Origin of the sequence: Pseudomonas sp. P7548 (assembly GCF_013386585.1) — a bacterium.
Lineage (GTDB): Bacteria > Pseudomonadota > Gammaproteobacteria > Pseudomonadales > Pseudomonadaceae > Aquipseudomonas.
In genome coordinates this window covers 46,439-68,142 of sequence record NZ_JACARO010000020.1, presented here as the reverse complement: position 1 = coordinate 68,142, position 21,704 = coordinate 46,439, and the positions used below count along the sequence as shown (strand labels likewise).

18 protein-coding genes are annotated in these 21,704 nt (G+C 60.5%); 8 read left to right on the top strand and 10 right to left on the bottom strand.

The window, feature by feature from the left end; translation table 11 throughout:
- Positions 1 to 102: 102 nt before the first annotated feature.
- From HX803_RS11485 to HX803_RS11465, 5 genes are read right to left on the bottom strand one after another with little or no spacing between them, the layout of a single operon-like run.
- Positions 103 to 1,935: an ABC transporter ATP-binding protein gene (locus HX803_RS11485; RefSeq protein WP_178920642.1), complete on the bottom strand. Its 1,833-nt coding sequence runs from the start codon at positions 1,933 to 1,935 to the stop codon at positions 103 to 105.
- A gap of 10 nt (positions 1,936 to 1,945) precedes the next feature.
- Entirely contained in the window at positions 1,946 to 3,451 is a 1,506-nt protein-coding gene (gene argH, locus HX803_RS11480; RefSeq protein ID WP_178920640.1) for an argininosuccinate lyase, read from the bottom strand.
- Between the two features lie 6 nt (positions 3,452 to 3,457).
- Entirely contained in the window at positions 3,458 to 5,038 is a 1,581-nt protein-coding gene (locus HX803_RS11475; protein ID WP_178920638.1) for an ABC transporter substrate-binding protein, read from the bottom strand.
- Positions 5,039 to 5,096: 58 nt separating this feature from the next.
- Positions 5,097 to 5,960, bottom strand: coding sequence for an ABC transporter permease (locus tag HX803_RS11470; RefSeq protein ID WP_178920636.1), 864 nt, complete (start codon positions 5,958 to 5,960; stop codon positions 5,097 to 5,099).
- Between the two features lie 7 nt (positions 5,961 to 5,967).
- Entirely contained in the window at positions 5,968 to 6,888 is a 921-nt protein-coding gene (locus HX803_RS11465; protein WP_178920634.1) for an ABC transporter permease, read from the bottom strand.
- 192 nt (positions 6,889 to 7,080) lie between these two features.
- Between HX803_RS11465 and HX803_RS11460 the strand changes: the two genes are divergently transcribed.
- Entirely contained in the window at positions 7,081 to 8,004 is a 924-nt protein-coding gene (locus tag HX803_RS11460; protein ID WP_178920632.1) for a LysR substrate-binding domain-containing protein, read from the top strand.
- 24 nt (positions 8,005 to 8,028) lie between these two features.
- A complete protein-coding gene (locus HX803_RS11455; RefSeq protein WP_178920630.1) occupies positions 8,029 to 8,553 on the top strand; it encodes a phospholipase D family protein in 525 nt (174 codons plus the stop codon).
- A 32-nt stretch (positions 8,554 to 8,585) separates the two neighbouring features.
- Here HX803_RS11455 and HX803_RS11450 read toward each other — a convergent pair whose 3' ends face one another.
- Positions 8,586 to 9,296 carry a CerR family C-terminal domain-containing protein gene (locus HX803_RS11450; protein WP_178920628.1) on the bottom strand — a complete coding sequence of 237 codons (711 nt, stop codon included), beginning with the start codon at positions 9,294 to 9,296 and terminating at the stop codon, positions 8,586 to 8,588.
- Between the two features lie 99 nt (positions 9,297 to 9,395).
- Here HX803_RS11450 and HX803_RS11445 point away from each other — a divergent pair, with 99 nt between their 5' ends.
- The 6 genes from HX803_RS11445 (at position 9,396) to HX803_RS11420 (ending at position 16,158) form a co-directional block, all read left to right on the top strand.
- Positions 9,396 to 10,505: an HlyD family secretion protein gene (locus tag HX803_RS11445; protein WP_178920626.1), complete on the top strand. Its 1,110-nt coding sequence runs from the start codon at positions 9,396 to 9,398 to the stop codon at positions 10,503 to 10,505.
- Positions 10,498 to 12,060: an MDR family MFS transporter gene (locus tag HX803_RS11440; protein WP_178920624.1), complete on the top strand. Its 1,563-nt coding sequence runs from the start codon at positions 10,498 to 10,500 to the stop codon at positions 12,058 to 12,060. Before HX803_RS11445 ends, HX803_RS11440 begins: the two co-directional genes overlap by 8 nt.
- 2 nt (positions 12,061 to 12,062) lie before the next feature.
- Entirely contained in the window at positions 12,063 to 13,484 is a 1,422-nt protein-coding gene (locus HX803_RS11435) for an efflux transporter outer membrane subunit (protein ID WP_178920622.1), read from the top strand.
- Between the two features lie 68 nt (positions 13,485 to 13,552).
- Positions 13,553 to 14,458, top strand: coding sequence for a transcriptional regulator GcvA (gene gcvA, locus HX803_RS11430; protein ID WP_178920807.1), 906 nt, complete (start codon positions 13,553 to 13,555; stop codon positions 14,456 to 14,458).
- A 74-nt stretch (positions 14,459 to 14,532) separates the two neighbouring features.
- Entirely contained in the window at positions 14,533 to 15,360 is an 828-nt protein-coding gene (locus HX803_RS11425) for a DMT family transporter (RefSeq protein ID WP_178920620.1), read from the top strand.
- A 36-nt stretch (positions 15,361 to 15,396) separates the two neighbouring features.
- Positions 15,397 to 16,158 (top strand): SDR family oxidoreductase, encoded by a 762-nt coding sequence (locus HX803_RS11420; protein ID WP_178920619.1) that lies wholly within the window; start codon positions 15,397 to 15,399, stop codon positions 16,156 to 16,158.
- A gap of 21 nt (positions 16,159 to 16,179) precedes the next feature.
- On the opposite strand, the gene HX803_RS11415 is transcribed toward HX803_RS11420, so the two are convergent.
- The 4 genes from HX803_RS11415 to HX803_RS11400 form a co-directional block, all read right to left on the bottom strand.
- Entirely contained in the window at positions 16,180 to 17,244 is a 1,065-nt protein-coding gene (locus HX803_RS11415) for a type II asparaginase (RefSeq protein WP_178920617.1), read from the bottom strand.
- A gap of 299 nt (positions 17,245 to 17,543) precedes the next feature.
- Complete coding sequence (locus tag HX803_RS11410; protein ID WP_178920615.1) at positions 17,544 to 18,956, bottom strand: aspartate ammonia-lyase; 1,413 nt, start codon at positions 18,954 to 18,956, stop codon at positions 17,544 to 17,546.
- Positions 18,943 to 19,932, bottom strand: coding sequence for a LysR family transcriptional regulator (locus tag HX803_RS11405; protein WP_178920613.1), 990 nt, complete (start codon positions 19,930 to 19,932; stop codon positions 18,943 to 18,945). Before HX803_RS11405 ends, HX803_RS11410 begins: the two co-directional genes overlap by 14 nt.
- Before the next feature lie 62 nt (positions 19,933 to 19,994).
- Positions 19,995 to 21,359, bottom strand: a complete 1,365-nt coding sequence (locus HX803_RS11400; RefSeq protein ID WP_178920611.1) for an MFS transporter — start codon at positions 21,357 to 21,359, stop codon at positions 19,995 to 19,997.
- Positions 21,360 to 21,704 lie beyond the last annotated feature (345 nt).

Genomic DNA, 21,704 nt, shown 5'->3' with positions numbered 1-21,704 from the left:
ATGGGCAATGGGCCATTAATCACCCGCTTCACAACAATTCACAAGAACCGGAATATTTCGCGGGCAGCGACCAACTGTTGGCCGCTGCCCTGCCCGCCTTTCTCAGGCAACCGCCGAGGTCGCCACAAAGTGACCGGGGCTGACTTCCCGATAACTCATGGCTTGCGCACGGTGATTCACATCGTAGATGCGGCTCGGCACCGCCTCCTCCATCAAGCTGAAGGGCGTCCTGGCCGCGTTGAGGTCTGCCGACGGCACGGCGCTCAGCAATTTTTGCGTGTAGGCGTGCTGCGGGTTTTCGAACACCGCACGGCGCGGGCCGATTTCGACAATGCGTCCGTGGTACATCACTCCCACCCGGTGGCTGACGCGCTCCACCACCGCCAGGTCGTGGGAGATAAACAGAAACGCAATACCCATGTCCCGTTGCAGGTCCTGCAGCAGGTTGATCACCTGGGCCTGGATCGACACGTCCAGCGCCGACACGGCCTCATCGGCGATGATCAGCTTGGGCGACAGGGTCAGCGCCCGCGCAATGCAAATCCGCTGGCGCTGCCCACCCGAGAACTCGTGGGGATAGCGCTGGGCATGCTCGGCCGACAGCCCGACCCGCTCCAGCAAATCGAGCACGATCTTGCGCGCCGCCTCGCCTTGGGCAATCCGGTGCACCTGCAGCGGTTCCAGCAGGCTGTCCTCGATGGTCAGGCGCGGGTTCAACGACGCATAGGGGTCCTGGAACACCATCTGGATATCCCGGCGCAGGCGTTGCATGCCGCCCTTGCTCAGGCTGGCGAGGTTCTGGCCGCCGAACCGGATGTCCCCGCCCTGGATCGGCATCAGCCCGGCCACCGCGCGGGCGCTGGTGGACTTGCCACACCCGGACTCACCCACCAGGGCCAGGGTTTCTCCCGGGTAGATATCGAAGTCGATCCCTTCGACCGCATGCACCCGGCGCTGGACCTTGCCCAGCAGCCCGCCCTTGAGGTCGTAGCGGATGGACAGCGCCTTCACGCTCAGGATCGGCGCACCGGCGTAGTCAGGCGCCAGCGGCGGCAATGCTTGGGTTGGCTCGGTGTTGTCCTCGATCAGTGCAAACTTGGCCGGCAGCGACGTGCCGCGCATCGAGCCGATCTTCGGCACCGCCGCCAGCAACGCCTGGGTATAACGCTGCGTGGGCGCCAGCAACACCTCGCGGGCCGCGCCGTGCTCGACGGTCTCGCCCTTCTTCATTACCATCACCTGGTCGGCCACTTCGGCCACCACGCCCATGTCATGGGTGATAAAGATCACGCCCATGGCCAGGTCCTCTTGCAGCTCCTTGATGATCCGCAGGATCTGCGCCTGCACCGTGACATCCAGCGCCGTGGTCGGTTCGTCGGCGATCAGCAGCGTCGGTTCACACACCAGCGACATGGCGATCATGATGCGCTGGCGCATGCCGCCCGACAGCTCGTGGGGATATCGGCCCATGACCTGCCGGGCATCGGGGATGCGCACCAGGTCGAGCATGCGCAAGGCCTGCGCCTCGGCTGCCGCGCGGTTGCAGCGTTTGTGCAGCACGATGGCCTCGGTGAGTTGGGCGCTGATCTTGAACACCGGGTTGAGCGAAGTCATCGGCTCCTGGAAGATCATCGACATGGCCGCCCCCCGCAGGCGGCGCAACACCGACTCGGGGGCGTTGACCAGGTCGATGGTCTCGTTGTTGCGGGTGTGCAACTCCATCGAGCCGGACAACACGCGGCCACCGGCGCGTTTGACCAGCCCCATCATGGCCATCGATGTGACGGACTTGCCCGAGCCGGACTCGCCGACAATGGCCAGGGTCTGGCCACGCATGACCTCGAAGGACACATCGCGCACCACGGCGGACTCACTGCCCCGCGGCCCGAACCCGACACTCAGGTTGCGCACACGGGCTACCAGATTCTGTTCCATGCCTGCTCCTTTAATCGACGATGCGCGATACGGCGGCATCCAGGTCGGCACGCGAACGGGCGACGTGTTGCCGGTGCTGGGCGACCCATTCACGGTCCTGCTGCAGCTCGCTGCTGGCGACTGCCAGCAGACGGCTGACCTCACCAGGGCCAACGCCACCGGTGGAGGTACGCGTTTCGACAAAGCGTCGAGGGTTCAGGGCATCACGGACCTGCTCGTCGGAATAACCCAGGGTGGAGCCGATGGTTTCCAGCGCCGCCTCATCCAGCGCCGCCCCCGTGACAGCGCCCGGCGCCACGCCTGCCATCAGGCAGTTGCGCACCAGCCGCGCCACCACGTGATGCACTTGGCGGAACGAGACGCCCCGCTCACGCACAATCACGTCGGCCAGGTTGCTGGCCGTGCACCAACTGCCGGACAACAGCTCGGCCATGCGGTCTTCATGCACCACCAGGGTTTCAATGATGCCGGTGAACAGGTCCAGCATGCCTTCGGTGGTGGCGAGGGCGTCGTGGATCAGCGGCAGGTCGCGCATGGCCTGGTCGCCGGTGCCTTCGGAGCGAAAGGTGGCCAGCGCGGTGCTGAGCCAGGTCACCGAACCGCCAGCGGCTTTTTTGATGGTCTCCAGGCCGCTGGGGTTTTTCTTCTGCGGGAAAATACTGCTGGTGCCGCAGTAACCGTCGTGGCTTTCCACCGTCGCAAACTCGACGCTGGACCAGATGTGCAGGTCGGTCGCCAGGTCATTCAGGTCGGCCATGACAAAGGACAGCGCGCCGATGGTTTCTGCCGCATACCAGGCTTCGCGGCCCAGCTTGGAGTTTTCCACCAGGCTGTCGAAACCCAGCAAGTGCGTGGTGCGCTCACGGTCCAGCGGCCAGGATGTGCCCGCCAGGCCTACCGCGCCCAACGGGTTGCGGTTGACTCGGGTATAAGCGTGCATCAACCGGCTGAAGCTGTCGTGCAGGCGCGAGGTAAAGCTCAGCAGATAGTGGCCGAACACCCAGGGCTGGGCGTGCTGCATGTGGGTGTAGCCGGGCATGATGGTGCCGGCGTGCTGCGCGGCTTTCTCGATCAAGGCCACCTGGAACTCATTGATACGCTCCAGCACTGCCAGGATGCGCGTGCGGTCATACAGCCGGCGCACCGTCGCGCCCTGGTCGATACGGCTGCGGCCGGTGTGCATCTGGCCGGCGGAGTCTTCGCCGATCCTGGCGAACAGGTAAGACTCGACTTGCAGCAGGAAGCTGCCTTTCTTCACATCGAAGGGGAAATCCGTCGGGGACATGCCCCGTATGCGCCGCAACTCGGCGAGGATGGCCTGCCCGACCGGCCGCGACAGGATCTTCTGTTCGACCAGCATCACCGTGTGGGCCAGGTCGACCTCGATGAACTCATGGAACTGGCGCTTCTCGGTCTCCAGCGCAGGGATGTCGTGGTACTTGACCATACGTTCGGCCGGGGGCGCGCTCAAACGGGCGTCGGTCAACAAGGTTTCGCTGGCATGTGCATTAGACATTTTCAATCACCGCTCACTGAATTCTACATTCTTGAAATCGAGGGTCCCTTCGTAATCCACGTCGAGACCGTTCAAACCTTTGCGCAAACCCATCACTTGTTCCTGATCGAACAGCGGCAGGTTGTCAGGGTCCTGCTCCCACAAGATCTGCTGGATCTGGCCGTAATAAGCCATGCGTTTCTGCTGATCCAGCTCGCGTGCGGCCAGCTGGAGCAGCGTGTCCACCTCGGGGTTGCTGTAGCCGGTGAGGTTTTGCGGGTCACCGCTGGACAGCTTGCGGCGCAGGCGGATATCGGCGTCCGACAGCCCGGTGCCGAGCAACCACATGTTTGCGTCGTTGGAGCCTTTGCCGGTGCCTTTGCCGGGCTCCGGGCGGTACAGGTTCTTCTGGTAGGTGGCCCACTCCCACACCTTGAACTCGGTTTTCAGCCCCACGGCATTCAGGTAGCCCTGCACCACCTCGGCGACCTGGCGATCCTTGGTGTAGCGTCCGGCCGGGGTCCACAGCACCACCGTGCCGGGGTAACCGCCCGGGTACACCTCATTGATGATCTGCCTGGCTTTCTGCGGGTCGTACTGCACCGGGGCAAACGCACGGCGCGCCTGGGTGCCTTCGGGAAAGGGCCCGGTGGGCACCTTGCCGTAGCCGAGCAGCACCTTGTTGACCAGGGCCTGGCGGTCAATGGCCAGGCTGACCGCACGGCGAATGCGCGGGTCGTCAAAGGGCGGCTTGGTCAGGTTCATTTCAAAGAACACCTGGAAGGTGCTGGGCACGCGCAGCAATGTGGACGTGTTCAGCGCCTTCAGTTCCATTGCGGCTTCAGGTGACAGGTTGGCGGCGATGTCGGCGTTTTGGGTGCGCAGTTCGATCACCCGCGAAGCGTCTTCCTTGACCGGGCGGAACACGATCCTCGACGGCTTGCCCGGCTCGCCGAAAAAGCCGTTGTTACGCTCGATCACCGCCTGGTCATTGGGAATCCAGCTGTCGAAGACGTAAGGCCCGGTGCCGACCGGGTGATGCCCGTAGGCCCTGCCGTATTTGGCCACCGCCGCCGGGCTGCTGATGGACGAAGATTGCTTGGCGAGCAACTCCAGCATGGTCGGTGACGGATGCTGCGTGGTGATCCGCAATTCGTAGGGCGCTACCGCGTCGACCGCCACGATGTCGGCATAGTAGGAACGGTGGGGCGAACCGAGCTTGGGGTCGCGAATCCGGTCGAGGTTGAACTTCACGGCCTGGGCGTTGAAGTCGGTGCCGTCATGAAACTTGACGCCCTGGCGCAGCACGAACGTCCATTGCTTGCCGTCGTCGGTCCTCGACCAGGACTGCGCCAGGTCAGGCATGAAACGTTCATGGTCGTGCCCTTCCCACGCGACCAGGCGGTTGAAGACATGATCGATCACGTTGTAGGACGGCACGCTGCGCGAGATGGCCGGGTCCAGGGTGTCGATGTCCGAGCCCTGCACGAAGGTGATCTGGCCTTGCTCTTTTGCCTGGGCAAAAGCGGCGTTGCCTGTCGACAGCGCCAGTACATTGAATGCAAGCAGGCTGCCGATCAGCGCTGCCAGGAGTTTTAAACGCCCCATCAGAGTTCTCGCTGAAAAATGGGTGAGTGTTCGGGTGCAAGCACCGCGCCGATCGCGGTCACGCATTGCGTGACTTGGGATCGATGTAATCGCGCAGTGCGTCGCCCACAATGTTGAAGCTCAAGATGGTCAGGACCAGGGCGCACCCCGGCGCCAACAGGATGTAGGGGTGGGTGGTCAGCAAGGGCCGCGACTCGGCAATCATCGAGCCCCACTCCGGTGTCGGTGGTGGTGGGCCCAGGCCGAGGAAGCTGAGCCCGGAGCCGATCAGGATGGCTTCGGCCAACGACACGGTGGCCTGGATGATCACCAGCGAGCCGATGTTGGGCAGGATGTGCACCCACAGCAGGCGCAGGTCGCTGACGCCAATCGACTTGGAGGCCAGCACGAACTCGCGGTTTCTCAAGGCTGCCACCGGCCCGGCAAAGAAGCGGACGTAGATGGGAATGCTGGAGATGGCAATGGCCAGCGTCAGGCTGAGGATGCTGTTGCCCGCCACTGTAATCACCAGAATGGCCACCAGCGTGCGGGGGAAGGCGATCATGGCGTCCATGACACGCATGACCAGGCTGGCCAGCGCACCGTTGTAGTAACCGCATGCCGCGCCCACCGCGACCCCAATCAACATGGCAATGGCCACGCTGGACAGCGCCACAGTCAAGGTAATGCGCGCGCCCCACAGCACACGGCCGAGCAAGTCACGGCCCATCTGGTCGGTGCCGAACAGGAAGTCGCTGCCGGGGCTGACCAGGGAGCGGGACAAATTGATCTTGGTCACCGCATCCCAATCAAAGAACAACGGTGCGCACACCGCAGCGGCGGCCATGATCACAATCACGACCAATGCACTGAAGGCGAACCAGCGCTGATGGGAGACAAGGAAACGAACAAACCCTGGCCGACGCTTTTTTGAAGTAAGCATGCTGGCCTCAGTTGTAGGTGATGCGAGGGTCGAGGATGCCATAGACCAAGTCCACCATTAAGTTGATGATGACGACCAAGGCGGCAAATACCAGTACCGTGCCTTGAACCACATAAATATCCCGCGCCATGATTGCATCAATTAAAAACCGCCCCATGCCCGGCCAGGCAAATACGGTTTCGACAATAACCGCCCCGCCCAACAGCCGACCAAAGTCCATGCCAAATACCGTTACCAACGGAATAGCCGCATTGGAAAGTGCATGTTTTATAACTACCTTATAACTGGGCACACCTTTGGCGTAGGCCGTGCGTATATAGTCTTCCTGCAATACATCCATCATCGTGGAGCGGGATAACCTGGAGAATGTCGCCACATACGGCAGGCCCAATGTCAGCGCGGGCAATATCAAGTGCTGCCATCCGCCGCGTCCCGTGGGCGGCAACCAGCCCAGGCTGGCGGAGAAGATCGACATCAGGATCAGCCCGAGGAAGAAACCGGGTACCGAAATGCCCAACACGGCGAAGGTGGTCAATGAGCTGTCCAGCAACCCTCGAGGCCTCAGCGCGGCAATGATGCCCAGGGGCACGCCGATGACCACGGCCAGCAACATGCCTGCTGCCGTCAGTTCAAGGGTGGCCGGGAGCGTTCTTGCAATGCCTTCCAGTACCGGAGTAAACGTCTGGAAAGATTCGCCGAAATCGCCACTGACGACATTCTTTATATAGATGAAGTATTGATTGACGAGTGGTTTATCCAACCCGTAGTTGATGCGTATCTGCGCTATATCCTCTTCCGTTGCATCCGGGCCTGCCGCTAGTTGTGCGGGATCGCCCGGAATGAAATGCATGACCAGGAATATCACAACGGACACACCTAATAGCATGGGGAAAAGGAGTAATAACCGACGCAAGGTGTAGTTCAGCACGTGGCATCCTCTTTTTTTATTTTACGATCACGTCGCCCACGATTTAAGCTGGGTTGCGATCGATTAAAACGACGCAACTAAATGATCGCCCCGTTACATCCCGATAGCAAACCGGCACGCTGTTGGACGCACATAACAAAATGTTATACGCTCGAAAAAGTGCCTCTTCCCTATTTAGCGCCGAGCCGAACAATGAAACTCAACCCCCGCCAACTGGAAGCCTTCAGGACGGTGATGCTGACCGGCAGCATGACCATCGCCGCAGAAGCCCTGCAAGTCAGCCAGCCCGCCGTCAGCCGGTTGATACGTGACCTCGAGACGGCGTTGTCGATCCGGCTGTTCCGACGTGAAGGCAACCGGCTGATCCCGGGGGCCGAAGCCCAGGTGCTGTATGCCGAGGTCGACAAGTTCTATCAGGGCATCGAGCGCATCGAGCGTGTAGCGCAAGACCTGGTCACGTTGCGTACGGGCACCTTGCGCATCGGCGCCATGAGCACATTGGGCTTGAGTGTGGTGGCCGAGGGCGTTTGCCGCTTCGCCCGCCGGCATCCGGAAGTCAGAACCTCGCTGGATGTACGCAACTCCCTGGGCATTCTGGAATTGACCTCGGCCAACCAGCTGGACATCGGTTTTGTGCAGATCCCCTCGGGCGAGTACCCCGGTATTTTTGCCATTCCCTTGCCGCCGATCAGTGCGGTGTGCGTGATGCCGAAAGAGGATGTGCTGGCCAGCAAAAGCGTGGTGACCCTGGACGACCTGCACGGGCGGCGGCTGGTGACGATGAACGCGAACAACCCGTTGCAGCGCCGCATCCGCTCCGCGATGGAGGCACGCGGTGTGGTTGGGCATTCGTCGGTGGAAACCACGGCGGCCCATTCGGCATGCGGGATGGTCGCGGGTGGGCTGGGCATTACGATCTGCGATCCCTTTACGGCGTCCTACACGAAATACCCTGGGATCACGTTCCGCAAACTCGACCAGGACATCCCGTTCGAAGTGTCCATCGTGTTTCCCGGCCACCAGCAGCGCTCACAGTTGGCGTCGGATTTCATGCGCGTGATGGAGACTATCTTCAAGTCGGAATTCGTTTCCTTGATTCCACGCGAAGCCTATTGACCCAATTCTTCTGGGAGCTGAACCATGTGGAATATTCGCTGCATCGCACTGATTGCTTTACTGGGCGTCCCGACCGTGTCCTTCGCCGCTCCCGACATCCAGGTCGGCTTTTCACCGGAGGGCACCGCCCGCCAATTGGTGCTCGACACCCTCGGCAGCGCCCAACACAGCATACAAATGCTCGCCTACTCCTTTCAGGCCACAGACATCGCCCAGGCACTGGTGGAGGCCAAACAGCGCGGCGTGAACGTGCGTGTGGTCATCGACAAAAAACGCAACCTGGGCAAGGCCAGCAAGAAAGCCATGGATTTTGTGAGCCGCAACGGCGTGGAACTGCGCACCAGCGATCATTTCCACCTGCAGCACGATAAAACCCTCATCGTCGACGGCACCACAGTGCAGACCGGCTCGTTCAACTACGCCGCCTCGGCCGAAACGCTGAACTCGGAGAACGTGGTGGTCATCCGTAATCAGCCGGAAGTGGCGCGCCAGTATGTGGAGCACTGGCAATCGCGGTGGGCGCTGGGTGTGCCGTATTCGGCGCGGTGATCGGCTGGCCCTCCAGACAAACAGGGTGTGCATCAAGCATCGTTGAGGCCTCGCTGCCTCACCAACCCTTCCAGCGTAAAGCGTGCCTGCATCAGCACCACGTCACGCACCTGCACCATTTCTGCCTGACTGATTTCGGTCCACTTCAGGGCCGCGAGCAACTTGGGCTTCTGCACTCGAAACGCCAGGCCCTGGGTAAACAGCGCCATGGAATGAATCACCGTACGATCGTCCTCGACCGCAAAACCGGCCAGGCGCGCGATAAGTTGGCGGATCACCCGGCCGATGCGCGCCTTGAAGCGTTCTTCAAACGCCATCGTTGCGCTTTCCGGGCACAGGCCGGCCTGGTGGCGATCAAGGAAAGCGCGCCATGCGCTGGTCTGGGGGCTGTCCTGGATCGTCGACACCACCGTGCCCAGGATGCCCAGTGACGCATCGATGAGGACCGCATCGTCGGTTCCGTCATCGGCCAACGCGTGCTCGGCAGCTTCCACGGAGGGCGCCATCTTGCGCCACAACAGCGCGATCAAGTGTTCGACACACTCCAGGTACACGCCTTCCTTGCCATCGAAGTAGTACTGGATCGCAGGCGCGTTGACCCCGGCCGCGCTGGCGATGTCGCGGGTGGACGCGCCTTCGTAGCCACGCTCGCCAAATACCGCGACCGCCGCCTCGACAATCCGCGCGCGGGTTTCTTCACCGCGCTGGTAACCACCTTCGGCGGCAGGTTTATGTCGTGCCATGTGCAGCTCCCTGTCAAGATCGGATCAAAATATACCAGTTGACAAAATTTCGCGAAAAAAGGAATTTATTCCACCTGTTATAAATTTGGAGCGACCTCGATGTCCGCTGCACCGCCCTCCCCTCAGGTCATTCCTGAAGACACCGTCAACGGCCAACGCGGCAAGGCCCGGCGCATCCTCCTGACACTGGCCACCGTGGCCCTGCTGATCGGCCTGGGTTGGGGCGCCTGGTGGTGGCTCACCGGCCGGTTTATCGAAACCACCGACGACGCCTACCTGCAGGCAGACAGCATCAGCATCGCGCCGAAGATCAATGGCTACGTCGCCGACGTGCTGGTGGCCGATAACCAGAACGTGAAGCGCGGCGACGTGCTGGTGCGCCTGGATGCACGCAAATACCAGGCAGTGAGCGACGAAGCCACGGCCACCATCGCCGCACGCAACGCCGACTACGCCAAGGCCCAGGCCGACCTGGTGCAGCAGGACTCGACCATCGCCGAAGCCCGCGCCCAGCTGCAAGGCGCCGAGGCCGATGCACGGCATGCCCAGACCGAAGTCGCCCGCTACGCCCCGCTTGCCCGCTCCGGCGCCGAACCGGAAGAGCGCTTGGCGCAGCTCAACAACCAATTGGCCCAGGCGCGCAGCACCGTCGCGGCCAAACAAGCGGCGTTGCGCTCCAGCCAAACCCGCTATGGCACGCTGGAGGCCCAACTCAAGCAGGCCCAGGCGCAACTTGGCGTGGCCAAGGCCAGCGAAGCCCAGAGCCAACTGGACGTGGATGACGCCGTCATTCGCAGCCCGCTGGACGGCCGCGTGGCTGATCGCGGCGTGCGTGTGGGCCAGTACGTGCAACCTGGTACTCGCTTGTTGACTGTGGTGCCGATCAGCGCGATCTACCTGACCGCCAACTACAAGGAAACCCAGATCGGCGACATGCGCCCCGGGCAAAGCGTCACCGTGCACGTGGATGCGCTGCCGGGCCGCGATTTGCAGGGCCACATCGACAGCCTTTCACCGGGCACCGGCGCGCAGTTCGCGTTGTTGCCACCGTCCAACGCCACCGGCAACTTCACCAAGATCGTCCAGCGCGTACCGGTGCGCATCGCCCTGGATGTACCGGATGACGTGCGCGTCGCCCTGATGCCGGGCTTGTCGGCCACGGTGGAAGTCGACACCCGCACCCAAGGCGCGGACACCCATCATGGCTGAAGCCGTGATGGCCACGGTGGCCGCCGAGAAACCGCGCAACGCCTCGCTGACCGACTGGATCGCCGTCGCCGCCGGCGCGCTCGGCGCGTTGCTGGCGACCCTGGACGTGTCGATCACCAACTCGGCACTGCCGCAGATCCAGGGGCAAATCGGCGCCACGGGCACCGAAGGCACCTGGATCGCCACCGGCTACCTGATGTCGGAAATCGTGATGATCCCCCTCGCCGCCTGGCTCACCCGCGTGTTCGGCCTGCGCCGCTTCTTGATCGGCACGGCGCTGATGTTCACCGCGTTCTCGATGTTCTGCGGCTTGTCTTCCAGCCTCGGCGCGATGATTGCCGGGCGGATCGGCCAGGGCTTTGCCGGGGGCGCGATGATCCCCACCGCACAAACCATCGTGCGCACGCGCCTGCCGCCGCACCAACTGGCGATTGGCACCACGATGTTCGGCATGACCGTCATCCTCGGCCCGTTGCTGGGCCCGGTGATCGGCGGCTGGCTGACGGAAAACATCAACTGGCGCTGGTGTTTCTTTCTCAACCTGCCCATCAGCATTGCCCTGATCACCCTGCTGATCACCGGCCTGCCGACCGAGCGCATGAACCTGCAACGCTTTATCAGCGCCGACTGGCTGGGCATTCTCGGCCTGGCCATGGGTTTGAGTTCGCTGACTGTGGTGCTGGAAGAAGGCCAGCGTGAACACTGGTTCGACTCAACACTGATCACCTGGCTGACCCTCACCACCGTCACCGGGCTGTTCCTGATCGCCGTTGGGCAATTCCGTTCGAGTACGCCGATCCTGCGCCTGCAACTGCTGCTCAACAGAAGCTTTGGCAGCGTGCTGCTGATCGGCACCACCGTCGGCGCCGGGCTGTATGGCACGGCCTATCTGGTGCCGCAGTTCCTCGGGATTCTGTCGGGCTACAACGCCCAGCAATCGGGTTCGATCATGTTGCTGTCGGGCATTCCGGCGTTCCTGCTGATGCCGATTTTGCCGCGAATGCTCGGCCGTTATGACCTGCGCTGGATGGTCGGCACTGGCCTGCTGTTGTACTGGGCCAGTTGCTTCGTCGACACCCAGCTCACTGGTGACAGCGTCGGCCATGATTTTGTCTGGTCGCAATTGTTGCGCGGCTTCGGGCAGATCCTGGTGATGATGCCCCTCAGCCAACTGTCGATGCGCTCGGTCGAGACCAAGGACGCCGGCGACGCGGCCGGGCTCTACAACATGTCACGCAACCTCGGCGGCACCATCGGCCTGGCGTTGCTCGGCGTGCTGATGGACCGTCGCAGCCACTTCCACGACGACCGCCTGCGCGAAGGCATCCTGGCCAACAGCCAACTGGCCCAGGACCACATGGCGAGCAACACCGCCAGCTACCTGGCCCAGAGTGGCGATGCCGCCGCCTCGCAGTTGCAGGCATTCGCCCAACTGGCCAATGACATTGCGCGACAGGCCTCGGTGATGGCCTACAACGACTCGTTCTACCTACTGGGACTCGCAATGCTGGCGTGCCTGCCCCTGATCTTCATTCTGAAAAAGCGCACGGTATAACCATGATTGCTCGTTCCTTTCCCCTGCTGCTGACCGTTGGTTTGTTGTCGGCCTGTACCGTAGGCCCGGATTACCAGGGCGCGCCTGCCGTCGCGCCAAAAACCCTGGCGGCCGGACGCTTGCCCCATGCCGATAACGCCGCGCCGAATGCGCCGGCAGTCGCCCAGTGGTGGCGAACCCTGGGTGATACGCAACTCGATGAGCTGGTGGAGCAGGCGTTGCATAACAGCCCTGACATCGCCACCGCGCAAGCACGTTTGCGCCAGTCCCGCGCGAGCCTCAGCGGCGCCCGCGCCAACGCGATGCCCAAGGTCACCGGCGACGCGGCGCTGCTCAAGCTGCGCTCCCCCGACACCTCCGCCCTGGGCGGCAACAGCGGTGGCGGACGCGGCCCGTTGAGCCTGTACCTCGCCGGTTTCGATGCCAGTTGGGAAGCGGACCTCTTCGGTGGTACCCGTCGCGCCGTCGAAGCCGCCGGTGCCGAAGCCGACGCCTCGCAGGCCCAACTCGCAGACGCCCAGGTGCAACTCGCCGCCGACGTCGTGCAGGCCTATACCGACCTGCGCGACCAGCAAGCGCGACTGGCCCTGGTGGACGCCAGCGTCGACATCGAAAACCAGGCCCTGGACCTCACCCAGCAACGGCGCGAGCGCGGTGTGGCCTCGCAACTGCAACTGGAACAAGTGCTCACCCAAGCCGAAAACACCCGGGCCCAGCGCCTACCCCTGCAAGCCTCCATCGTCGAATCCCTCGACCAGTTGGGCCTGCTCTGCGGCCTGGAACCCGGTGAACTGGACAGCCGCCTCGCCACCGCCCGCGCCCTGCCCGCCATCCCCAACCAAGTGCCCGTGGCCGACCCCGCCGCCCTCCTCAAAGCTCGCCCCGACATCCGCGTGGCCGAGCGCAAGCTGGCCTCCAGCAACGCACAGATCGGCGAAAAAACCGCCGACTGGTTTCCCAAGCTCAGCCTGATGGGCGACCTGTCCTTCTCCGCCGGCGACCCGGGCCACCTCGCCCGCAAAGACAACGGCACCTGGCTGATCCTGCCGCGCCTCACCTGGAACGCCCTCGACTTCGGCCGCGTCGCCGCCAGCGTCAAAGGCGCCGAAGCCGGGCGTGACGAGGCACTCGCGAACTATAAGAGCGTGGTGCTCGGTGCACTGCGCGATGCGGACGTGGCGTTGGCGCGGTACGGGAATCAGCGGCAGAACGTGGTGCTGTTGCGCAATGTGGAATCCTCAGCGGTACGTGCGGCGGACCTGACGCGGCAACGCTACCGCGCGGGCACGGCGAGCACGTTGGATTGGCTGGATGCGGAGCGCACGCGGTATCAGGCCCAGGAGAGCCGGATCTCAGGGGATGCGGAGTTGTTGAAGGATTTCGCGTCGCTGCATAAGGCGTTGGGGTTGGGGTGGGTGTTATGACTATCGGCGGCGGTGCGCAATTGAACTAACATGAGCCTTCACTCATGCAGCTCGCCGAGTTACCGCCAATGAGAGACCTACCCCCCACTGCCGCGTTGCGTGCTTTCGAAGTGGCCACACGGCATGCAACGTTTACGTCGGCCTCTGAAGAATTGCACGTCACCCAAAGCGCCGTCAGCCATCAGTTGAAGCACCTGGAATACATCTGGGGCCTGCAGCTGTTCCAGCGTGGAAAATCTTTGCGGCTGACGCCCGAAGGCGCTGCACTTGCGCCCATCGTGCGCGAGTTTTTCATGAAACTCGAGGCCACACTGTCGGACCTTCGGGAACAAAAAGGCAGGGTGCGCCTCAAGGTGAGTACCACCTACTCGTTCGCACTCAAGTGGCTGCTACCCCGATTGCCGAGCCTGTCGCAGCAGCATCCGGACATTCTGATCACGCTGGAAACCAGTGATAAAGCCATCCACTTTTCAAGCGACGAATCGGACGTCGCGATCCGCCTGGGCAACGGCAATTACCCTGGCTTGCATTCAGAGTTCCTGCTCAGGGAACAGATCTTCCCCGTGGCCAGCCCTGCGCTGCTCGACCGGTTTGGCACCCCGCACGACCCCGCCGAACTATTGCGCTACCCACTGCTGACGCGCGACGGCGCCGACCTTGTGCCGAAATGGGAAGCATGGTTTCAACACGTGGGCGTGGGTATTTCTGCACTCAATGAAAGCGTTCGGTTTGCAGACACCAATATGACGATCGAAGCGGCGCTGTTGGGCCAGGGTGTTGCACTGGCCCGCAGCGGCCACGTCGAAGCGCAGATCAGTGATGGCCGCCTGGTGCGGCTGTTCAACGAACCGTTTGCCTCCCCGGTCGCCTACTACTTTGTCTGCCCGAAAGGCATTGAAGCCCAACCCCACGTCGTCAGCTTTCGCGAATGGCTCCTGGCTGAGTCCAGCCAAGCTCAGCTGCGCTACCTGTAAAGCATGAGGATTTACTCATAGTGCAATGAAAGGACTTCGCTTTAGTCGTGTGCACCGGTTGCCTAGGATGGCGCATGCCTTATCACATCGTATTACTCATCCTCTTTGCCGCACTGCTGCACGCTAGCTGGAACGCGCTGTTGCGCGGCGGCGCCGACCGGCTGTGGTCGATGACCATCATGTGCGTGGCGGTTGCCATCGCCAGCGCTGTCATCGCAGTATTTTTGGCGGCACCCGCCCCGGCTAGTGGGTTCTACGCCGTGCTGTCCGCCGTCCTGCATGTTGGCTACAACCTGTTCCTGGTGCGCAGCTATAAAGTGGGTGATCTCGGGCAAACCTACCCGATCTCCCGTGGCTCCTCGCCCATCCTGATTACCCTCGCCGCGTCGGTGTTCGCCGGGGAGACCGTGACGGCGAGCGCGCTGCTGGGCATTGCGCTGGTGTCGGGCGGGATCATTTCCCTGGCGCTTCATAAGCGCCGCTTTGCGGCTCCCAGCCTGCCCTACGCGCTGGGGACCGGCGTTTTCATTGCAGCCTACAGCGTCACTGACGGCATCGGCGCGCGACTGTCCGGCGCCCCGCTGGCCTACACGGTCTGGATGTGCGCCCTGTGGGGCGTGCTGATGCCATTGGTTTATATAGGCCTGCGTGGCGCGCGGGACTTGTTCAGCCTGCGACCGGGTTTCTCGACAGCGTTCTTGGGCGGGCTGGTCTCGTTGCTGGCATACGCAATCATTATTTACGCCATGTCCTATGCGCCCATGGGCGCGGTGTCTGCGTTGCGCGAAACCAGCGTCTTGTTTGCAGCATTGATCGGCTATTTTTTTCTCGGCGAGGCCCTCACCCCGCGCAAGTTTCTAGCGTGTGCGGTGATTGCGACGGGCACCTTCCTGATCGGTTGAGGCCACCTGTTTCTGTCATACCTAGAGGTTCGCGTCATGAATACACTCACTCAACCCCCCATCATCCTGATCACCGGTGGCAGTCGCGGTGTAGGTGCGGCCACTGCACGACTTGCGGCCTCACGCGGATACGATGTGGCGATCAGTTACGTCCGCGACGAATCCGCCGCACGCTCGGTGGTCACTGATGTGCAAGCGCTCGGACGCCGAGCACTGGCGATACGCGCCGACAATGCAGACCCGCAACAGATTGCTGATTTATTCGCCGCCATCGACCGCGAATTCGGGCGCCTCGATGTACTGGTCAATAACGCTGCCATGCTGGCGCCGCAATCGCGCCTGGAAGACCTCGACTTCACGCGGATGCAGCGCCTGTTTACCGTCAACGCTATCGGGCCAATCCTGTGTGCGCAGCAGGCAATCAAGCGCATGGCCTATCGACACAACGGGCCTGGCGGCGTGGTGATCAACATCTCTTCGGCATCGGCCCGGCTGGGCAGCCCGAACGAATATGTGGACTACGCGGCGACTAAAGGCGCTATTGAAACCTTTACCATCGGCTTCGCCAAAGAGGTGGCGCGCGACGGTATCCGCGTCAACTGCATCCGCCCCGGCCACATCTACACCGACATGCACGCCAGCGGTGGCGAGCCTGGGCGTGTAGACCGGGTTAAAGACTCGATCCCCATGGGCCGCGGCGGCCAGCCTGAGGAAGTGGCGCGAGCTGTCTTGTGGCTGGCGAGTGCCGAGGCTTCATTTATTACTGGAACGTTTCTTGATGTGACTGGGGGGAAGTAGAAGGACGATTTAATCCGGGGCCTAGTAGGTGTGGAACATCTCCTGAATCTTCGCTGGATCGCTACTTACGGTCAGAGCGAGCATCAGAAGGATTCTGGCTTTTTGAGGATTCAAGCTATCACCGAGCAGGCCCGGATAGGCTTCATCTTCTGGAATGAAACCTGCGCCAGTGCGCGTGGAGCGAACAATCAGGACATTTTGTTCCATTGCCTTCTTGATAGCTGGCAAGATGAAGCGCGATTCGCTCCCGGCCCCTACGCCGGCAATGATAATACCCTTCGCGTGGTTCGCAACTGCAGCATCGAACATGTAGCCGTTATCGTTCTGGTAACCGTAAATAATGTCGACCTTCGGTAATGCGGTCAGCTTGGAGACATCGAATGGCGTCTCGACAGTATGCTTTTTGACTACGCGCGTTTCAAAAATAGGTTGCTGATTGACGAGGGTTCCGAGATAACCGCCACCCACGGGTTTGAATGTATCGACAGAGTTGGCATCCGTCTTGGTCGTATAACGTGCGGAGCCAATACGATCATTCATCACGATCATCACGCCTCGCCCGCGGGCCTCTGGTGCAGCTGCAACAGCCACCGCCTGAAGAATGTTGCTAGGGCCGTCGGCGCCAATTGCACTGGCCGGGCGCATCGAGCCGGTGACTACAACGGGCTTGTCGCTTTTGACGACCAAATTCAGGAAATAAGCGGTCTCTTCAAGCGTATCAGTGCCGTGCGTAACCACGACACCCGATACATCTGGGCTTTCGAGTACCTCGTTCACCCGCTTGGCGAGCTTCAGTAAGACTTCATTGTCGACATTGTCGCTACCTATGTTAACAATCTGCTCGCCGCTCACTTTGGCTATTTTGTCCAACGACGGGACAGATTTGAGCAGCGCCGCAGCAGTAAGCACACCAGGCTTGTAGCCCGTGGTCTGGGTCTCCTGATCCGCCGTGCCAGCAATGGTGCCGCCAGTCGCCAGCACGGCGACATGGGGAAGGTCTTTCGGTGGTTGGGGTTGAGCGTTGACAGTCGAAATCGACAACACCGTTAAGATGCCTGCGAACACGCTTCTTTTCAAAGCTTTCATTGTTTCACCCTCGAAAAATTAATGACACACTCGTTAATTAGAGTGCATTCGTTAACGTTCATATATTTTTCTTTAAACGGAGTCACAGCGTACCCGCGCCAATCACTAACAACTTGATGGCCTGCGTAATTATCAACAGCGATTTTTCAATAAACATTTAAAAAGGCGAAAACCCATGCTATTACCCACGGATGTACACCTCGTGCAAAAGTGTGTGACAGCCTCATCAACTTGAACACAACAAACAATTGCAGGTGAGTTCAAGCGGCCACTTTAATGCGGCCGATTGATTACTTGAGTCAGTTTGCAAAGACCGGATATGACGCCTTATCGATGGCCGCCATCGCCTCTGCCCGAGACAGGATCCCGGACTCTTCCAGAATCGTCAGCAGTGAACGGCCTTGCGCCACCGACTGACGGGCGAGCTTACTGACTTGCGCATAACCGAGCGTCGGCACCAAGGCTGTGGCAACTGCCATCGACTCAGTCAGGTGCTGCTCGTTGCGTGCTACGTCGGCGGTGATCCCTGCGACGCATTTCTCACGGAAGCGCTGGATGCCATTGGTCAGCAGCGTAATGCTGTCAAATACCCGGGAGGCAACCACTGGCTCGAAATGGTTGATTTCCAGTTCGCCGTATTGCACGGCCTGGGCTACGGCCACATCGTTGCCGATCACCGCAAAACTCAATTGGATCATCGACATTGGCAACACCGGGTTGACCTTACCCGGCATGATCGACGAGCCCGCCTGGGCTTCTGGCAGCGTCAACTCGCCAATGCCGCCCACTGGACCCGATGACAATACCGTCAGGTCGGAGGCGACTTTCGCCAACGAAGCCGAGCATGTGCGCAGTTCTGCGGAAACCCGAGAGAACACGTCCATATTCTGCATTGCATCGAAGGGGTTTGACGGAGCCTGATACTCGATGCCGGTAATAGCCTCCAAGTGTGCGAAAGCAAATGCTCTGTAGGCCGGCGGTGCACCAAATCCGGTGCCGATGGCCGTGCCACCGAGCGGGAGAGTACGTAGCTTATCGCGTACGTTGAGCAGCTCTGCAGCGAGGCGATGGGTGAGTGAAGCGTAACCGGAAAACAACTGCCCCAAGCGCATAGGTTGGGCGTCTTGCAGGCAGGTACGGCCCAGGTGCAGGACATCCGCAAACTGCTCAGCCTTCTGGTCGAACTGTTTGGCGAGCTTCATGACCTCGGTGATCAGAGGTCCGAACATTGCGTAGGTCGCAATCTTCATCGCTGCCGGATAAACATCGTTAGTCGACTGCGAGATATTGACGTGGTCGTTCGGGTGAATGATTTGGTAGGAGCCAGCCGGATGCCCCATGACCTGCTGGGCACGGTTGGCAATCACTTCATTGAAGTTCATGTTCGTGGAGGTACCACCTGAACCTTCCAACAGATCGACAATCAGGGAGTCATCGCATTGGCCATCAATCACATCCTTGCATGCCTGCACGATGGCACTGCATTGCTCACTCGCCAGTACGCCGCTATCCAGGTTCGCGAGCGCTGCCGCCCACTTACACTGGGCGAACGCATTACGAAACGCGGCATAGTGAGCGACAGTCAGCGAAGAAACGGTGAGGTTATCGAAGCCACGCACCGAGTTCACGCCATAGAGTTTGCCAGCAGCGATCTGGACTTCACCTACGTAGTCGCGCTCCAGTCGGTATTCTTTGGATTCAAAAGTATTCAAGAGTACTGCCCTCGTTAGAATTTATTAACGTCTCAACCCCGCAGCCCATGGACTGCAGCCGTGGCAAAAATGAGTTGAGAACTACCTCACGCGCTGTTTCGCAGGCATCTGCAAAAAAAGCGCTGTATTCATCTCTTCGTGCGACCAAATAGAGCGACCTTTCCAGCCCCAGCTCAGGGGTCAAGTGTACCGTCACCTTGTCAACCCAGGCCGATGCTTGGAGAAAGCACATCGGGCTCGTTACCGCCCAGCCGATACCTTCTGCAACCATTGAGGTCAGGGCGTCAGCGTTGTCCAGTTCCAGTCGATTAGGCACTCGGACATTCAAGCTGCGAAGATGGCGCTCGATCTGCAGCCCAACCTGGGAACCACGGTTGAAGCGGACCACGGGCATGACGTTGGCCATCACCCGGATGTCTTCAATGGTCGCGATGTTCTTGTTCAAATCCTTGGGGGTAATGACAAAGTATTTTTCCGAAAATAGTCGGTAGCGGATCAGGTCATTGGCATCCATGAGTGGATCGCTGGTGACGATCAAATCCAGGTCACGACGCAACAGTGCCTCCCCTTGCTGCGGACTCAAGCCGGTACGAATCGATAACTGTGCGACCTTCCCCAACAGTTTCTTGGTGAAAGCCGAGCCGCAGGTCGCGGCGAAGGAATCGACAAGACCGATTCGCAGGTCGGGCTTCACTCCGCGCCCGGCATCCAAAACTTGAGCCTTTAGATGGAAAAGTTCCTCACTCAACACTGAACCGCGATTGCGCAACGCTATCCCAAAAGTGGTCAAGACCAGAGGGCGAGAGGATCGATCCACCAGGATCACACCCAGCTCTTCCTCAAGCTGGCGGACCATCTGCGAAACACCCGACTGCGAAATCCCCATGCGTGCAGCTGCACCCGACATGCTGCCCTCCTCGGCCACTGCGATGAACACTTGAACCGCATACATGTCGATGAATTTGTTCGCTGCCATTAGGTCTGTTCTCGCTCTATCAGGTCGGGAAGACTTTAGTGCGACTATCGCTTACTCGCCCGTCACTTCCCTTCGGGGACTGTGGCCGGCGTGACGAAGGCTGTCGCTTGACCGCGTCCGTCAGGATTTACGCCAGAGAGTTCTTCCTTGCTGGTTTCCGGCGCAAACAGGTGGCAGAACACTCCACCGAATATCAACACGCCGACGCAAATGCCCAATGCCGTCTGAATGCCGAGGTTTTGCACGGCAATCGGTAGCAGGAACGTTGCAAACGCAGAGCCGAAACGGCTGGACGCAACCGCAAGGCCGATACCGGACGCACGCAGATGGGTCGGGAAAAGCTCGGGGGGATATACGAATTCAAGGTTTACCGCGGCAGTTAGAATGCAGGCAAAAAGGCCAAAGGCCAGAATCGTACCGAAGGCGCCGAAACCGGCATACGCGAGCACGGCAAGGCTCAACGCGCTCAGGTAGAAGGTGCCGACGAGAAATGCGCGACGCGAGATCCGGTCGATACACAACAAGCCAAGGATTGCCCCCAGCATCAGCAGCACGTTGTAAACCAGGCCACCGACAAATTTGTCTCCGACGTTCAGTGCTTCCAAGACTCTTGGAGAAAAGGTGCCCAGGGCGAAGAACGGAATAACCTGGCAGGTGTAGAAGACGCACCCGACCACGGTGTTCTTGCGCCAGCGTTTGCTGAACAACTCAGCCCAGTTGCCACCTTTCTTCTTCGGTGTACTTACAGGCTCCGGCAGGCTGACATTGGGCCCAAACTTACTGCGCACAATATCCATGGCTTCCTCGGTACGCCCACGAGCCATCAACCAGATCGGCGACTCAGGCACGCCCATGCGCAACGGCAGGATGAGCAGTGCGGGAACGCCGCTCAATGCCAGCATGATGCGCCAAGCATCGGGGCCAATATCGCGAACGGCGAAGCCCACCAGATAAGCAGCGACATAGCCGCCTGCCCACGCCACGGCGAGTATGCTGAGCAGCCGCCCTCGGTATCTGCGCGGGGCGAATTCCGTGACTAACGACTTGCTGACGACATAATCGAAGCCCAGCACAAGGCCCAGCAGTAGACGCAACACCAGTAGTTGTTCGGGTGAGGAGACGAAAAACTGGGAGGCGGAAATGGTGGCGAACAACAGCATGTCCCAGGCGAAAATAGTCCTACGCCCGTACTTGTCGGCAAGTGGGCCTGCGATCAGGCTGCCCAAGAAAAGGCCGGCGAGCGACGCAGCACCCAGCAGCCCCATCCACAACGCGGTGAGTTGCAGCGGACCCGCCGCCATGCTCACAGCGATGCCGATAATTCCCAGCACAAAGCCATCACTGAATTGACCACCGGTACCACTGAACACCGTCCTGATATGGAAGCGGGTCAGCGGCAGGTCTTCGAACGATACTTGCTTACTCATTCGTGTCTCCGCTTACTTTTTATAGTTGTTGGATCCGGCGCGAGGTCCGGGTACGAAATGAGTCTATGAGTTCATCATCAGGATTTCAGCATGTGCATTCTCGGTATCATAATAGCTAATACTAAGGTGCGCTTTTCCTTATTCTCTTACCTATTAACTTCGTCACAGTGTGCGAATCCGACGGCGGCTGAATAAAAACCTTAACTTCTCTGACTCCGAAGTCCGCAAGCGCCAACGCGGGTAAGTGCGCAGATGAGCTTGAACGTCCTCGCCTACAACGTTAAGCGAGTCATAAGAATTCTCTGTACCGGCGGTTTATTGAAGGTGCTGTCGGCCTGAAGAGGT

Excerpts from the sequence above, each read along its gene's own strand:
- HX803_RS11405 (WP_178920613.1), bottom strand. The coding sequence starts at position 19,932 with ATGGCAGCGAACAAATTCATCGACATGTATGCGGTTCAAGTGTTCATC.
- HX803_RS11435 (WP_178920622.1), top strand. The coding sequence starts at position 12,063 with ATGATTGCTCGTTCCTTTCCCCTGCTGCTGACCGTTGGTTTGTTGTCG.
- HX803_RS11415 (WP_178920617.1), bottom strand. The coding sequence starts at position 17,244 with ATGAAAGCTTTGAAAAGAAGCGTGTTCGCAGGCATCTTAACGGTGTTG.
- HX803_RS11475 (WP_178920638.1), bottom strand. The coding sequence starts at position 5,038 with ATGGGGCGTTTAAAACTCCTGGCAGCGCTGATCGGCAGCCTGCTTGCA.
- argH (WP_178920640.1), bottom strand. The coding sequence starts at position 3,451 with ATGTCTAATGCACATGCCAGCGAAACCTTGTTGACCGACGCCCGTTTG.
- HX803_RS11400 (WP_178920611.1), bottom strand. The coding sequence starts at position 21,359 with ATGAGTAAGCAAGTATCGTTCGAAGACCTGCCGCTGACCCGCTTCCAT.
- HX803_RS11425 (WP_178920620.1), top strand. The coding sequence starts at position 14,533 with ATGCCTTATCACATCGTATTACTCATCCTCTTTGCCGCACTGCTGCAC.
- HX803_RS11455 (WP_178920630.1), top strand. The coding sequence starts at position 8,029 with ATGTGGAATATTCGCTGCATCGCACTGATTGCTTTACTGGGCGTCCCG.
- HX803_RS11440 (WP_178920624.1), top strand. The coding sequence starts at position 10,498 with ATGGCTGAAGCCGTGATGGCCACGGTGGCCGCCGAGAAACCGCGCAAC.
- HX803_RS11445 (WP_178920626.1), top strand. The coding sequence starts at position 9,396 with ATGTCCGCTGCACCGCCCTCCCCTCAGGTCATTCCTGAAGACACCGTC.
- HX803_RS11485 (WP_178920642.1), bottom strand. The coding sequence starts at position 1,935 with ATGGAACAGAATCTGGTAGCCCGTGTGCGCAACCTGAGTGTCGGGTTC.
- HX803_RS11420 (WP_178920619.1), top strand. The coding sequence starts at position 15,397 with ATGAATACACTCACTCAACCCCCCATCATCCTGATCACCGGTGGCAGT.
- gcvA (WP_178920807.1), top strand. The coding sequence starts at position 13,553 with ATGAGAGACCTACCCCCCACTGCCGCGTTGCGTGCTTTCGAAGTGGCC.
- HX803_RS11460 (WP_178920632.1), top strand. The coding sequence starts at position 7,081 with ATGAAACTCAACCCCCGCCAACTGGAAGCCTTCAGGACGGTGATGCTG.
- HX803_RS11450 (WP_178920628.1), bottom strand. The coding sequence starts at position 9,296 with ATGGCACGACATAAACCTGCCGCCGAAGGTGGTTACCAGCGCGGTGAA.
- HX803_RS11470 (WP_178920636.1), bottom strand. The coding sequence starts at position 5,960 with ATGCTTACTTCAAAAAAGCGTCGGCCAGGGTTTGTTCGTTTCCTTGTC.